This window comes from Serratia sp. 25CWL12 (genome assembly GCF_055790885.1).
On the sequence record NZ_CM147698.1, the window covers coordinates 1,047,397 to 1,061,254 of the forward strand.

A 13,858-nucleotide genomic window follows, 5' to 3' on the forward strand; every position below is an offset into this window, starting at 1 on the left:
TGGCGGGCTTATCCCTAAGCCCGCTGGGTATCAAGGCGGTTTAAAGCTGATCTTTACAGGCGAGGAGTGCCGCTTGTAATTGTTGGCATAACTCATCAACACCATGATATTGCTTGGTAATTACCGCCATATTACCTGCCGTGGCAGCCTGTTCAATCTGGCTCAGCTTGTTTTCCAACGGGGGGCAGGCAAAATGCAGACATTCCCCTTTTAGCTGATGAGCACTACGGCGAATAGCTTCAATATCCTGTTTTTCTATGGCATTGGCCAGGGCTTGCTGGAGAGTCGGGATCTCTTCAATAAAGATCGCCGCTAATTCGCTGAATAAGGTTCTATCATCACCTAATTGAGCGATGCTCTGCTCATAATCAAAGATATTTTCCTTGGGCGTGGCTGGTGCAGCTGGTATAGCTGGGTCACCGGTAAGCATCCGCTTAATTTCGCTTCCCAGGTTGTCCAGTAAAATGGGTTTACTGATATAGCCATCAAACCCTTGGGCCAGACATCTTTCACGGTCACCTTTCATCGCATGAGCGGTCATGGCGATAATCGGCTGATGCTTGCCAGCTTCTTGTAATGATTCACTGGCGCGCAGTTGTTGTACTGCCTCGGTGCCATCCATCTCGGGCATCTGCAAGTCCATTAAAACCACATCATAATGATTCTGTTGTAACTTCTGCAGGGCCAGCTTGCCATTACCTACCACATCACAGGTATGCCCCAGTTTGCGGATAAAATTAATCACCAGTTGTTGATTGATAAGATTATCTTCCGCCACCAGCAGATGTAGAGCATGGCTATTGACTACAGGGGGCGGTGTCGGCGCAATGGTGGGGGCGGGCGGTGGGATCGGAACTTCCTCAGGATTAAAGGTATCGATGATGGCTTCCAGAAGTTCGGTAACATCAATGGGCTTGGTTAAAAAACTGGAAACCCCAACTTTACGCAGCACCCCGGTATCTAGCTGGTTACTCATGGAACTGAGCATAATCAATTTGCACTGGCGTAAGCTGGGGGTGGACATAATTTCCAGCGCCAGTGCCATACCGTCCATTTCTGGCATTTGGGAATCGAGCAAAATCAGTGGGAAACACTGGCCTTCATTTAACAATTCCAGTGCTGCTCGCCCGGAATTCACCGTCTGAGGTTTAAACCCGTTATTGCGTAGCATATCAAACAGCAAGCGCAGGTTAGTGGCGTTGTCATCCACCACTAAAACATCCATTCCTTTTAACCAACTTGGTAGCACCACCGTTGCACGGGTTGGGGCCGTTTCGTTGGCATTAATCGGCAGCGAAAAATAGAAACAGCTTCCCTGTTCAGGCTGGCTGGAAACCTGCAATTTGCCCCCCATCATCCCCACCAGTCGCGCTGAAATGGTTAATCCCAACCCGGTACCACCATATTTGCGAGTAGTAGAACTGTCTGCCTGACTGAATGACTCAAAGATCACCGCCTGCTTTTCAGCAGGAATGCCTATTCCGGTGTCAATGATACTAAACGTTAGCCTATCGTCTGGGGTTGGCGCTGGGGTAATTTGTAATACCACTTCGCCTGTGTGGGTGAATTTGAGTGCATTACCAATCAGGTTGGTAATCACCTGCCGCAAGCGCAGTGCATCACTGTGTACGATTGCCGGGGTATTGGGGTGAATATCAACGATTAATTCCAGCCCCTTTTCGGAAAACTTGGGCGTTAATGGGCGTGTAATTTCATGGATCAACGGGCGTAGGGCAAAATCTTCCAGTTCAAGGATAATTTTACCTGCTTCTATTTTGGAAAAGTCGAGAATATCATCGATTATTTTCAATAAGGCGCGGGCGGAGGAGTACACCATATTGATATAATCACGTTGTTCTTTATTGAGATTGGTTTCCAGGCACAATTGGGTCATCCCCAGAATACCATTCATTGGGGTACGGATTTCATGGCTCATATTAGCCAGAAATTCACTCTTGGCCTGGTTGGCTGCGTGGGCCAGTTCTACCGCTTGCTGAGAGGAGGTTTCTGCCTCTTTCCGCTCGGTGATATCTTGTAGGGTACCCACCGCTCGCATCAATTCTCCGTTAATATCTGGAGAGATAATTTGCCCTTGAATCAATACCCAACGCTCATCACCACAGTGGTGTTTAATGCGCACTTCACAGGAAAATAGCGGTGATAGTTCTTTATTGGCTTGGTCAACACCTTGCAATAACAAAGGTAAGTCATCGGGGTGAATGACTTGCTGCCAAAGTGCCGAGGTATACTCATTTTCATTATGGCTGATACCGAGCAACGATAATAAAGCATCATTAACATGTAACCGATCCTGGGTGTATTCCCAGTCCCAAATTCCGATACGCGAGGCTTCTGCGGCCAGAATAAAATTATTGTTCTGAGTTTGTCGGCTACTGGCAATATCAGCGAAGTGGCTAATATCCGTATGCAGACTGATAATTCCACCCGTGGCAATACGGTTATGTTGTATATAAAAGGTATGGTTGGCAATCTCACGAATTTCATAGTGTGATTCTTGCCGATAATGATGAAGTAGTGTTTTGGCCAGGCTGGCGCTTTTCTGCTGATTTGCCGCCTGATGGCGGGTATTGATCATCACACCGACAATGTCTTGCAGTGTAACACCTTGCTGTAATTTGCCTGCCAGCACCGGATAATAATCAGTGACCTTGCTATTCCAATAACATAGCCGCTCATCGGCATCATAAACCAGCAGTGCAGCATGGGTGGCATCCAGTGCGGGTAATAACAGGTTAGGATTCATGGTGGTTGCCTTTATTCGCATCATGGTGCAACTCTGCCTGACGCCGCATAAACTCTAGCCCTGGTGCCATAAAAATAGCCCACGCAGTGATAACATCCTCATCCCATAACGGGTCGAGATCCCGCACGGTTTGCAATACGGCACGGCGCCAATAGGCGAAGACCGCAGCGGGCAGATTCAGGCCCTGGGCACTCTGTTCACGGGCAACACGCTCCAGATAGTCAGAGACGATATGTGTGGTGGCAACGGAAAGCATATAAAAAAATGATTTATAAATAATTTTTTGTTGCTGCAGATGATCATCAGACACCGGAAAGATACTCAGCCCTTGGGTACTCTCAACGAACAATTTGTAGAAATGAGAGAAAAACTGATCTCCGCGATCTTTGCTGGTGATCCGGTCATAACTGTTATTGAACAAGGCTTCGTAATTTGTGCTCACGCGCTTCTCTCTTGCGATTTTCACCCTGCGACCAAGATAATTCCACCAGAACTCACAGTGCGGCGATTGGCGAGGGCCTAGCTTGATGACTTCCCCAGTAGAGAGAATGTCATTGATATTCAATTAGTCTAGTTAACAACAAGGGAAGCGCAAGAACAACAGCGTGCGTTATCCAAACCGTTGCTCGGTGCAGCCAAAAGGCGATTTATTGGCATGCAAAAAGCGAATCCTGAATCTCATCAAGGCGGTTGACCTTATCCTATCAAATGGTTTTATGCCGGAGAGATTGAGCGAGTATGACAGAGCCGTTAGGCTATCCAAAAATGTTTTCTAATATTGCCCGGTTCGTGAGTGTTATGTTTCAGTGATGGATTTATGGCAGGAATTGTAGTGGAAATAGTCTCCACCTGCGAATTGGCAGGATTTCGAACGGCTCACTCTTGATTATGCGAAAAAGCAATGGAAGGATAGCGTCACGCTCAACCCAGAGCGGGAAAAACAGGCCGCATAAATTAACTCAGGACGACAACTACCTTGACACTTACCGGGACATCCAGATTGTTTGTTGGCGCTATGTTAGCCAATTTAAAATTAATGGGGATGAGTTGTTAATCTTTCAATAGATAGAAAAAAATACTACAAATAATAGAAAGTTAATAACTTTTAGTTATAATTCCCATGCTAATAATGTGTCTTTGATGAATTTCATTACGTTATAGATAGTAGGCATGCTTCACTTTAGACTTCCTAGAAAATCTGAGCACTTAAGTTCAATATTGACAGATCATCAATTCGATGGTTTAATTTTAACTGTATTATTAAACCAGTGGTTAATGTATGGCTTCAAAACTAAACTGGCTTTTACAGAACAGTGCGCCCGGCTCCTTGGTACTACAGTCCTGGCTGACAAAAAATGGTATTAGTCCTTCTTTAGCCAATAAGTATATGCACAGCAACTGGTTGCAAAAACTACGAGCTGGGGTATACGTGCGAAGTGGGCGCGAGCCTCAGTGGAACGATGCCGTCTTATGCTTGCAAAATCAGCTGGGGATTTCTGTGCATCTGGCGGGGCTTACTAGCTTGACCTGGCAGGGACGCTCTCATTATCTTCACTTAACGCGTCAGGCAATTTGGCTTTGCGTAGATGACAAAGCTTCGTTGCCAAAGTGGTTCAAAGAATTTCCCAATGTGGAGTGGCTTTTACTTTCTAATCAGAAGCTCAATATGCATGACGAAAAATATCTGACAGAGGTAGAAATTAAAGGAGAGCGGTTGAGAGCGAGTGTACTGGAATTAGCTGCTTACGAGATTGCTAACGCAGTCCCAGGTTCGCTTTCATTTGAGCACGCTGCGGAGCTGTTTCAGGGGTTGGTAAATCTGAGTCCACGTAAAGTCGAAGTGTTGTTGCAATCCAGTCGCGCAGTGAAAACTAACCGCCTTTACCTGTTTCTGGCCGATCACTATGCTCATGCATGGGTTAAGCGAATAGATAAAACCAGCATTGATTTGGGTGCCGGGAAACGACAGATCGTATCTGGTGGCAAGCTGGATCAAAAATATCAGATCACTGTTCCAGAGAGTTTTGTTAGCAGAGGGATCTCACATGGATAAGCAATCACCTTATTATCGGCAAGTTGCGTTGCTGCTTAGTGCATTACCTGTTGTGGCATCAGAGCGATGCTTTGCGCTAAAAGGTGGGACGGCAATAAACTTATTTGTCCGTGATTTTCCACGTCTATCGGTTGATATCGATTTGGCTTACATTCTGCTGGAAAGCAGAGATGAGGCATTGCCAAACGTTCGGGCTGCTTTGACGCGTATTGCTGAAATACTGCAACAACAGGCTGGCATTTCGGCGGTACTACAAACGAATAATTCTGATGAAATGCGCATTGTTGTTTCTTCTCAGGAGGCACAGATAAAGATAGAAGTTTCGCCTGTTGCGCGAGGTACGCTGTATCCTCCAGAAGAACGTGATGTTGTTGAAGCGGTAGAAGATGAGTTAGGTTTCGCTGCTATTCAGGTTGTATCGCTTGCCGATCTCTATGGTGGAAAGCTTTGTGCTGCGCTGGATAGGCAACATCCCCGTGATTTTTATGACGTCAAAATGCTGCTTGAAACGCAGGGTATTGATCGCCAGATATTTAATGGTTTCATCACTTATCTACTGGGACATAAGCGCCCGTTATCAGAAATTTTAGATCCTCATTGGAAAGATATTTCTCTGCCATACGCAAATGAATTTAATGGAATGACATTCGATGCGGTCTCTCTTGAAGAACTCAATGCGATACCCAACTTAATGGTTACTGCTCTCAAAGCACAATTCACGCAGCGGGATTATGATTTTTTGATGTCTTTCAAAAGTGGTCAACCGGACTGGAGTCTGGCTCCTGAAGAGCAGATTCAGCATTTGCCAGCGGTAAAATGGAAGTTGCAAAATATTGGGCACATACCAAAAGATAAGCATACTCAGGCGCTAGCCAAGCTTGAGGCGGTTCTTGCCGAGTGGATAAAATAGTTTAGTATTTTACTTGTAAATTCACCTTTAGTGTAACTTTGTGGTTATTTGTAAACTTCTTAACTAATCTGTCAAAGTGCAGTAGGGTAGTAACAACAAATAAATCAACTGGTTATGAAAGTGTAGGCTAAAGCGTAGGTTTTACTAATTCCAACTAAATAAGCTTTATTTATCAGCATTAACACACCAATGCATCATGAATTTTCTTCTTCAAATAGAATATTTTGCTCAAACCACTCAAACCACTCAAACCACTCAAACCACTCAAACCACTCAAACCACTCAAACCACTCAAACCACTCAAACCAAACAGGCCAAGCGTTACTAACGTTTTCCTGAAAAGCTTTAGGTTGGTAAGTCGCAAGAATCTTGGATGTAACCGCTTTAACTCTATGCCCCAACAGCAAATCGACAACCATCTGATCAATACCTGCCTCACCACTCATCAATGACGCGGCGCTATAGCGAATATCATGTGTCGTGAAATCATTGCCAACAATCGGGCGTAAGCGTTCTGCTGAATGTGCCATCGTTGTCTCACCAATGTAGCCCCAAACAAGGCTATCACTGTCTTTTCGAGTCCAAGCCCATTCCTTTAACAGCTCAATGAGTACTTCGGGGAGAGGGTAGATGCGTTCTTGCCGGGTTTTTGTCCTTGTGGCGGGCAGAGTACAGATTTGAGCGTCCAGATCCAGCTCGGACCATGTCATCTTCGTTACTTCACTCTTCCTGGCCCCCGTAACCATCAGAAAACGCATTGCTGCATGTGATGGACTATCGCCAAGGCTGTGCCGGAGAGTGCGGTACTGTTTTGTACTCAGGCAGTTTTCACGAATTTTACCGATAACGGCAGCCACAGTTTTTCGATCATACCGGCGAGCAAAAACTATCACATTAGTGGTGGATAATTACATCATCCACAAAAGCCGTAAAGTGAAGCAATGGTTGGAGAAAAACACGAAATTCTGACTGTTATTCTTGCCAACCTACTCGCTATGGCTGAATCGAATAGAGCTGCTGTGGTTATCGTTACACGAAACCATAACGCGAAACCATCAATGCAGATACATGTGGCAGTTACTGGAACAGGTAAAACAGTTTATGAATGCTGCTTCGCCGTTCCCCGGCAATCAAGACGGTCTGGCTGAAGTGGAGCGATAATGTGCGAAGTTATTTAGCGTAGCGTGATTAAAATAATTTAATAAGCTGGCAGATATTAACTGAAGCTGTTTTCGGCGTAGGGTAATAGTTTGTTGATCCGGTTTTTCGGCCAGGTCTTGGCGAAGGCGGCAACAATCCTGTTGTTAAGAAAATAACTCAGGGACTACTACAGGGAAACAGACGAATGGTTGACCTTATCCTATCCAGCCCCAATAATGGCAAGTTCTGACTCGGGGTGCCTGTACCGTTGGTATGGGCTGAGATTTTACCCGTATTACCTGATCTGGATTATGCCAGCGTAGGGAAGTCTTGGTATCTCAACCGGTACCCGCCTTCTTGAACGCCGGTTGGGAGGAATATGTTCACTCGACCTGATGTACTACCCGGCAGTCGTGCCGCGGCCTGTTTTAACCAATTCAAACGTCACCCGCCATTGCTGCACTGTTTAACCAACGAAGTGGTACAAGAATTCACGGCTAACGTGCTGTTAGCGCTAGGGGCTTCGCCAGCGATGGTGGTGGAAGCGCAAGAAGCGGCACAGTTCAGCCGCTTGGCGGATGCCTTGTTGATTAATATCGGTACCTTGAACCGGCCACAGGCAGAGGCGATGTTAGCGGCCATTGATGCCGCCAATCAGGCAGGGAAACCTTGGTTGTTAGACCCGGTTGCGGTCGGTGGGCTGGATTATCGTACCGCCTTTGCACGGCATTTGCTGACTCTGCATCCGGCAGCGATCCGCGGTAATGCTTCAGAAGTGATGGCGCTCAGTGGCCTGCAAGCCAGTGGTCGCGGTGTCGATAGTCTGGATGATTCCTTGGCGGCGTTACCCGCAGCGCGTACCTTGGCACGCTCGAGTGGCGCGGTGGTGGCGGTGACCGGGGAGGTTGACTACATCACTGATGGGGAGCGCGATTGGGCGGTAAACGGCGGCGATATTTTGATGACCCGCGTGGTGGGCACCGGGTGCGCTTTATCGGCGGTGGTGGCGGCATTTTGCAGCCTTCCGGGTGACCGATTGGATAATGTTGCCACCGCTTGCCGTGTGATGGCGTTATGCGGTGCCCAAGCCACCGAGCGCTGTCATGGTCCAGGGAGTTTTACCCCGGCGTTTCTTGATGCACTTTATCAATTACGTGCGGAGGATCTGCAATGAAACGGATTAATTCTTTAACCATTGCTGGTACAGACCCTAGCGGTGGTGCCGGGATCCAGGCAGACTTGAAGACATTCTCCGCATTAGGGGCCTATGGTACTTCGGTGATTACCGCGCTGGTGGCACAAAATACCCAAGGGGTACAGTCGGTATATTACATCGAGCCTGCTTTTGTTGCGGCGCAACTCGATTCAGTGCTTAGCGATGTGCGCATTGATAGTGCCAAGATTGGCATGTTGGCGAATACAGATATTGTTTTAGCGGTTGCTGAACGGCTGCGCCATTATGCTCTGCCTTATGTGGTGCTGGATACGGTGATGCTGGCTAAAAGCGGTGATCCTTTGCTGGACCCGGCGGCGGTAGAGGCTATCCGCCGTGAATTACTGCCTTTGGTTTCGATTATCACCCCTAACTTGCCTGAAGCAGCCGCTTTATTGGCTTGCCAACCGGCGGAAACTGAGCAGCAGATGTGTGAGCAGGGGCGGGCGCTACTGGCGATGGGGTGCCAGGCAGTGTTGATGAAAGGGGGGCATTTGACTGAAGGTGAAAGCCCGGATTGGTTATTTATGCCCGGGGTTGAACAGCGATTCAGCTCACCACGTATCAGCACCCGGCACACCCATGGCACCGGTTGCACCCTCTCTGCGGCGTTGGCGGCATTACGCCCACGCCACACGAGTTGGCAACAGACCGTGGCGGCAGCAAAATCATATCTGCAATTAGCGTTACAGCAAGCGGATACACTGGAAGTGGGGCAAGGGATTGGTCCGGTGCATCATTTCCATGCCTGGTGGTAAGTGACTTTTTAGCGATGGGCCTGGTGAACCAGGCCGTTCTGTTTCAGCCAATCCCGGCTTGATGCAAGTCGTGCAGATTGATGGCACCCACCAGAACACCATCAGTATTGACCACCGGGGCGGCACTGATGCGCTGCTTGTGCAACGCTTCCAATGCTTCCCCGGCACGCCACTGCTCGGGCAGCCGGTAACCCGGGCGAGTGATCGCTGGGCGCAAACTGTCGTTAAGGCTATGGCCTTTTACCAACCAACGGCGCAGGTCACCATCGGTAAACACCCCGACCACTTTTTGCTGCTGGTCGCATACTGCAATCAGCCCAAGGCCAGTTCGGCTTAGCTCCAGCATGGCATCCATGACTGTGGCATTTTCCTCAACCTTTGGTAGGCGATCGCCACTACGCATCACGTGATGGACTCGATTGAGCAGACGAGCCCCTAAACTCCCCCCAGGGTGAGAACGGGCGAAGTCTTCAGCATTAAAGCCCCGTTGGCGCATCAACGACATCGCCAGCGCATCGCCCATCATCAGGGTATTGACCCCGCTGGAGGTGGGTGCCAAACCCATCGGGCAGGCTTCGTGCTCGACACTGATATCCAAGGTACAAGCTGCGCCCAGCGCCAGCGGTGACTCTTTGCCACCGGTCATGGCGATCACCGGGATGTTGCTTTCTGCCAGTAGCGGCAGAATTAGCTCCAACTCTTTGGCGCGACCAGAATAGGAGATAAAGATCACTACATCATCAACACCAATCATACCGAGGTCGCCATGCAGGGCTTCAGCAGGATGGACGAAGAAAGCAGGGGTGCCGGTGCTAGCCAGTGATGCAGCAATCTTCTTGCCGATATGCCCAGATTTACCAATGCCGGAAACCACCACTTTGCCCTGGCAATTCAACACCAGTTCACAAGCGCGGACAAAGTTATCATCCAGACGAGTCAGCAGACGCTGTGCCTCTTTGAGTTCAATTTCTAATGTTTCACGGGCAAAATTGATCAGTGCATTGCTGTTATTCATCAGGCACTCCCACCAGAATAATATTGATCCCCTTGGCCTGCAGTGCGGCCAAATAATCCGGGTTAATGTCGTTATCGGTGATTAAGGTATCGACGGCGCTAAGTTCGCACACCACATTGGGGCTCTTGCGACCAAATTTGGATGAATCCACCAGCAGTACAATGCGGCTGGCGGCTTCGCACATCGCCTTGCTGACATTGTGCACTTCATTAAAGGTGGTCACTCCAGCATGGAGATCGACGCCATCAGCGCCGATAAACAGTTTATCGAAACTAAATTGCTTAAATGCCGATTCCGCCAGACTGCCGTGGAAAGAGGCCGATTTTTTACGATAGGTGCCGCCGGGCATCAGAATGGTTTGGTCGTTATCCAGCTCCACCAGCGCATTGACGATATGCAAACTGTTGGTCATCACCGTAATATTATTGAACTGTGCCAAATGCGGTACCATCTGCAACACCGTACTGCCTGCATCGAAGATCAGCGAATCCCCATCATCGATCAGTTTGATCGCCGCATAGGCTATCTGGCGTTTTTTTTCGCTATTGATATGGGTTTTGCGGTCAATAGGTTGATCGCCCTCATCCCGGCTGAGTACCACACCGCCGTAGGTACGGATCACTTCGCCTTGTTCTTCCAGTAAGGTGAGGTCTTTACGGATAGTGGTGCCGGTGGTGGAGAAATGTTCTGCCAGAATATCAACGTTGGTTTTGCCATGCCGCTGCAAATATTCAAGGATAGCGGCTTGCCGCTGCTTTGGTTTCATAGCGATTCCTGTTCACAAGAGTTGAGCATTCCTCTCGGTGAATAATTCACTATGAAAGGTAATGTCTTTTAATGTGAAAATATCATGATTTTGATGTGATCGCTAATGCTAGTGCAGTTTGGCAGGCCCGATCCTCGGGAAAGATCACCTCCGGGCGTAGCGCCTGTTGATGCAAACCATGTAACTGGGGGAGCGGCTTGGGGGGGCGAAAATAGTCAGGCCGCGCATCAGCAGGCTGCCACACACGCGCTGTTGTGTGTCGAAGGCCAGTACCAATACCACCCGGGGTTTGAATCGGCCACCGGAGCGGCCAACCCCCACGTTGCCCAACTGACATAAACGTTCGAAAGCGCGGTTGAAGCGCTGGATTTGCCACCAACCGAGAACAATTTGCATCAGCCAGGCGATCACAGCAAAACAGATCAGGGCGTTGGTCATGGGGCGATTTTCCTCTCGTTATCTCAATGAGTGCAAGTGGCAGGGGGGCCCTGCCGCTTGACGTGGGATGGTAGTACAGTTAGTTCGAAAAGCCCGGTCAGCGTTAAAACCGGCTTAGCGCTAAAAGCCCGGTCAGAACATTACTTGGCCCCCGGTAATATTGATCGACTGGCCAGTGCAATAGGATGCTTTATCACTGGCATAGAACAGCAGTACATTCAGCACATCCTGATAATCGCAACCCCGCTTCATGGGTACTTTATCAGTGTAATATTTTTCCACCTCTTCCGGTTTGATGCCTAATTTCTGCGCGTATTGAGGCAAAAGAGATTGAAACATCGGTGATTTGAGCAGGTTACCCAGCATCAGTGCGTGCACGGTAATACCATACTCCGCCAGGTCGAGCGCCAGCGATTGTGTTAACCCGACGCCGCCAAATTTGGCCGCGCTGTAGCCGGAATTATGTTTGCTGCCAACTTTACCGGATTTGGAATTGATCTGAATAATACGCCCGGTAATACCATCGCGGATCATCAGGCGGGAGAACTCTCGCGCACAGAGGAAATAACCCACCAGGTTGACCTGCAGCGAGCGATCAAAGTCACCTAATGGGAAATCGGTAATAGGGGCGGCTTTGGCAATGCCCGCACTGTACACCAGTAAATTCACCTGGTGGAAAGCGCCATCGACCTCACCAGCCAGCGCTATCACGCTGGCTTCATCGGTAGCATCCACCTGGAAAGCCTTGGCACGTTGATCGCCATATTCCTGATTGATTTGCTGTGCCACCAGATGGGCGTTATGGGCATTCAGATCAGCCACGGCAACACGATAACCCGCTTGTGCCAGGCCATGACAGAGAAAAGCGCCCAATGTTTGGCCACCGCCTATCACTACAGCTACTTCAGACATGAGCGACTCCTGATGATGCGATAAATTTAAATGTGCTACCCAAGGGAATATCCGTGGGGGTTACCCCGGTGACGTGAATGGTGCCGGGGAATTCGGCGTGTGCTTCGCCATCGAAACGGACGGTGACATGCCCCAGTTCACGTAGATTTTGGTTGGCAACGCTGCCAACGGCGGTAATGGGGTACTGTTTTTCCCCCAACTGCATCACGCTACCCACGCGCAATTCCCCGGTGGTATCGCTGTGTTGATGAATAAAGCAATACTCTTCAATATCCGCCGGGGCACCTTCACGAAAGGTGATTATCATGTTGTCCAGCAGGGCATCACGGGCACAATCGCCGATTTGAGTAATGGTGGTCTGGAAAATGGTGTTCATAATTTCCCTCTGTTTCATTTATTGATAAATAAAGGCTGATGCGGCCCAGGCGACCAAGACGGTTGGTGCACCAGTAAGGAAGCGCCCCACCAGAACCGAAGGTACGCCAACGCGCACCGTATCTTGTTTGGCTTCTGCCAGTGACAGGCCCACCGGGATAAAGTCACAGGCGGCTTGGGCGTTAATGGCAAACAGTGCCGGTAGCGCCAATTGAGGAGGAATATGACCCAGACCAATTTGCACCCCCACCAGTACGCCGATAACTTGAGCTATGACCGCACCAGGGCCGAGGAAGGGGGAAAGCAGCGGGAAGGAACAGATCAGCGCCAGTGTGACCAAACCGATTGGGCTGCTGGCAAGGGGAGTCAGGCCGTGGGCGATAAAATCACCTAACCCGGAGGCCATAATGATACCAATCAACGCCGAGACAAAAGCCATAAATGGCAGGATGGTTTTCAGTATCGTGTCGATAGTGTCACGGCCGGCTTGGAAGAACACCGCCACTATCGACCCCATACCCATGCCGACCTTGGCCAGTAGGCCATCACTCTGTTCAGTGATTTTTTTGCTGCTATCGTAATCACGCACTTTGGCTGGTGCTGGTGGCTGTGAAGTCACCGGCGCTTCCTGCTCAACCAGGCTGATGTTCTCTTGGCGAACCCCAGAAACGTAAATATCTTCCAGAATAAATTGGGCCAGCGGACCGGAACGGCCAGTGGAGTGAATATTGATGGTAGGGATGCGGCGTTTTGGGTAGATACCGCAGCGTAATGTACCGCCGCAATCAATAACCGCAATACCAATTTCTGCGGCGGGAGGTTCGCCCTCCTTGAAACCATCCACCGCAGGCCAGCCAGTGAGTTCACTGAGTTTGTCGACGATGGCCGGGCGAGTACCGGCGGTGATATAGACAATTTTTTTATCGGGTACCACCGGGAGTTCTAATGGACCACCCCAGCCGCCAGCCCCTTTTTCAATACGAATATAAGTACTCATGCTGCACTCCACGGATTAAAGTTGAACCTGACGATCCAGTTGGATCCCCATCTTGCGTTCAAATAGGCTAGTAGTGAGGTCCGTGACCCAGCCACGGAAGAAGTTGGTGACTAACCCGACCAGGAAGTAGCTCACTGCCAGCGGCCCCAGTGGCAGCTATAGGATGCTGCGGCGTAGTAGCTCGGCTTGAATTTCTCTGGCATAAAACGCCCGAGACTTAACGTCATCGGATTACAAAATACAAAAGTACCGACCAGTGGTAACAGCAGATAACGTGAGAACGGGTTACCGGCACAACGCTGTGCCAAGCGTTCAATTCGGTGCTGACCAACAAAGTTAATCAACGCATTCATGATCACTAATAAGCTGATCAACAAGGGTAAAATGCCCGTTACCATACCAACGAACACTTCCCCCCCTTTTTGAAACAGCCCGATAAACCATTCTGCTCCGTGGGTTATTAGCTCAATCATTACTTTTCTCCTGTGATGGACGTTATGGCTGGGAGTTGCTCTGC

The 13,858-nt window shown here is 49.3% G+C and carries 12 protein-coding genes, 3 pseudogenes and 1 riboswitch; of the genes and pseudogenes, 5 read left to right on the plus strand and 10 right to left on the minus strand.

The window, feature by feature from the left end:
• Positions 1 to 40 precede the first annotated feature (40 nt).
• Both ACX9GV_RS04645 and ACX9GV_RS04650 read right to left on the minus strand, forming a co-directional pair.
• Positions 41 to 2,764 carry a PAS domain-containing hybrid sensor histidine kinase/response regulator gene (locus ACX9GV_RS04645; protein ID WP_473197222.1) on the minus strand — a complete coding sequence of 908 codons (2,724 nt, stop codon included), beginning with the start codon at positions 2,762 to 2,764 and terminating at the stop codon, positions 41 to 43.
• Entirely contained in the window at positions 2,754 to 3,206 is a 453-nt protein-coding gene (locus tag ACX9GV_RS04650) for a Globin (protein ID WP_473197223.1), read from the minus strand. Before ACX9GV_RS04650 ends, ACX9GV_RS04645 begins: the two co-directional genes overlap by 11 nt.
• 837 nt (positions 3,207 to 4,043) lie before the next feature.
• On the opposite strand from ACX9GV_RS04650, the gene ACX9GV_RS04655 reads away from it, so the two are divergent.
• Together ACX9GV_RS04655 and ACX9GV_RS04660 are read left to right on the plus strand one after the other, a co-directional pair.
• A complete protein-coding gene (locus tag ACX9GV_RS04655; RefSeq protein WP_473197224.1) occupies positions 4,044 to 4,817 on the plus strand; it encodes a type IV toxin-antitoxin system AbiEi family antitoxin in 774 nt (257 codons plus the stop codon).
• Positions 4,810 to 5,727: a nucleotidyl transferase AbiEii/AbiGii toxin family protein gene (locus tag ACX9GV_RS04660; protein ID WP_473197225.1), complete on the plus strand. Its 918-nt coding sequence runs from the start codon at positions 4,810 to 4,812 to the stop codon at positions 5,725 to 5,727. Before ACX9GV_RS04655 ends, ACX9GV_RS04660 begins: the two co-directional genes overlap by 8 nt.
• Positions 5,728 to 5,921: 194 nt before the next feature.
• Here ACX9GV_RS04660 and ACX9GV_RS04665 read toward each other — a convergent pair whose 3' ends face one another.
• The gene (locus tag ACX9GV_RS04665) at positions 5,922 to 6,584 is read right to left on the minus strand and encodes a tyrosine-type recombinase/integrase (RefSeq protein ID WP_473197226.1); all 663 of its coding nucleotides are present in this window, start codon (positions 6,582 to 6,584) and stop codon (positions 5,922 to 5,924) included.
• A 7-nt stretch (positions 6,585 to 6,591) separates the two neighbouring features.
• On the opposite strand from ACX9GV_RS04665, the pseudogene ACX9GV_RS04670 reads away from it, so the two are divergent.
• The 3 genes and pseudogenes from ACX9GV_RS04670 to thiD all read left to right on the plus strand — a co-directional run.
• A pseudogene (locus ACX9GV_RS04670) lies at positions 6,592 to 6,888 on the plus strand (transposase); the annotation flags it as partial.
• Positions 6,889 to 7,109: 221 nt separating this feature from the next.
• Positions 7,110 to 7,210, plus strand: a riboswitch (TPP riboswitch).
• A 36-nt stretch (positions 7,211 to 7,246) separates the two neighbouring features.
• A complete protein-coding gene (thiM, locus tag ACX9GV_RS04675) occupies positions 7,247 to 8,041 on the plus strand; it encodes a hydroxyethylthiazole kinase (protein WP_473197227.1) in 795 nt (264 codons plus the stop codon).
• Complete coding sequence (gene thiD / locus ACX9GV_RS04680) at positions 8,038 to 8,838, plus strand: bifunctional hydroxymethylpyrimidine kinase/phosphomethylpyrimidine kinase (protein ID WP_473197228.1); 801 nt, start codon at positions 8,038 to 8,040, stop codon at positions 8,836 to 8,838. The genes thiM and thiD overlap by 4 nt, the downstream gene beginning before the upstream one ends.
• Positions 8,839 to 8,881: 43 nt before the next feature.
• On the opposite strand, the gene gutQ is transcribed toward thiD, so the two are convergent.
• The 7 genes and pseudogenes from gutQ to srlA all read right to left on the minus strand — a co-directional run bounded on the left by gutQ (position 8,882) and on the right by srlA (position 13,814).
• Positions 8,882 to 9,853: an arabinose-5-phosphate isomerase GutQ gene (gutQ, locus tag ACX9GV_RS04685; RefSeq protein ID WP_473197229.1), complete on the minus strand. Its 972-nt coding sequence runs from the start codon at positions 9,851 to 9,853 to the stop codon at positions 8,882 to 8,884.
• Positions 9,846 to 10,619 (minus strand): glucitol operon DNA-binding transcriptional repressor SrlR, encoded by a 774-nt coding sequence (gene srlR / locus ACX9GV_RS04690; RefSeq protein WP_023492592.1) that lies wholly within the window; start codon positions 10,617 to 10,619, stop codon positions 9,846 to 9,848. The genes gutQ and srlR overlap by 8 nt, the downstream gene beginning before the upstream one ends.
• 82 nt (positions 10,620 to 10,701) lie before the next feature.
• A pseudogene (gene gutM, locus ACX9GV_RS04695) lies at positions 10,702 to 11,057 on the minus strand (transcriptional regulator GutM).
• Between the two features lie 132 nt (positions 11,058 to 11,189).
• Positions 11,190 to 11,969, minus strand: a complete 780-nt coding sequence (srlD, locus tag ACX9GV_RS04700) for a sorbitol-6-phosphate dehydrogenase (protein WP_023492590.1) — start codon at positions 11,967 to 11,969, stop codon at positions 11,190 to 11,192.
• The gene (gene srlB / locus ACX9GV_RS04705; protein ID WP_473197230.1) at positions 11,962 to 12,345 is read right to left on the minus strand and encodes a PTS glucitol/sorbitol transporter subunit IIA; all 384 of its coding nucleotides are present in this window, start codon (positions 12,343 to 12,345) and stop codon (positions 11,962 to 11,964) included. The genes srlD and srlB overlap by 8 nt, the downstream gene beginning before the upstream one ends.
• Positions 12,346 to 12,363: 18 nt before the next feature.
• Positions 12,364 to 13,341 (minus strand): PTS glucitol/sorbitol transporter subunit IIB, encoded by a 978-nt coding sequence (gene srlE, locus ACX9GV_RS04710; protein WP_473197231.1) that lies wholly within the window; start codon positions 13,339 to 13,341, stop codon positions 12,364 to 12,366.
• A 15-nt stretch (positions 13,342 to 13,356) separates the two neighbouring features.
• Positions 13,357 to 13,814, minus strand: a pseudogene (gene srlA, locus ACX9GV_RS04715) (PTS glucitol/sorbitol transporter subunit IIC).
• Between the last annotated feature and the right edge of the window lie 44 nt (positions 13,815 to 13,858).

What these genes read in the sequence shown, in the direction of transcription:
- ACX9GV_RS04645 (WP_473197222.1), bottom strand. Translation starts at nt 2,764, where the DNA reads ATGAATCCTAACCTGTTATTACCCGCACTGGATGCCACCCATGCTGCA.
- ACX9GV_RS04655 (WP_473197224.1), top strand. Translation starts at nt 4,044, where the DNA reads ATGGCTTCAAAACTAAACTGGCTTTTACAGAACAGTGCGCCCGGCTCC.
- ACX9GV_RS04660 (WP_473197225.1), top strand. Translation starts at nt 4,810, where the DNA reads ATGGATAAGCAATCACCTTATTATCGGCAAGTTGCGTTGCTGCTTAGT.
- thiM (WP_473197227.1), top strand. Translation starts at nt 7,247, where the DNA reads ATGTTCACTCGACCTGATGTACTACCCGGCAGTCGTGCCGCGGCCTGT.
- thiD (WP_473197228.1), top strand. Translation starts at nt 8,038, where the DNA reads ATGAAACGGATTAATTCTTTAACCATTGCTGGTACAGACCCTAGCGGT.
- gutQ (WP_473197229.1), bottom strand. Translation starts at nt 9,853, where the DNA reads ATGAATAACAGCAATGCACTGATCAATTTTGCCCGTGAAACATTAGAA.
- srlR (WP_023492592.1), bottom strand. Translation starts at nt 10,619, where the DNA reads ATGAAACCAAAGCAGCGGCAAGCCGCTATCCTTGAATATTTGCAGCGG.
- srlD (WP_023492590.1), bottom strand. Translation starts at nt 11,969, where the DNA reads ATGTCTGAAGTAGCTGTAGTGATAGGCGGTGGCCAAACATTGGGCGCT.
- srlB (WP_473197230.1), bottom strand. Translation starts at nt 12,345, where the DNA reads ATGAACACCATTTTCCAGACCACCATTACTCAAATCGGCGATTGTGCC.
- srlE (WP_473197231.1), bottom strand. Translation starts at nt 13,341, where the DNA reads ATGAGTACTTATATTCGTATTGAAAAAGGGGCTGGCGGCTGGGGTGGT.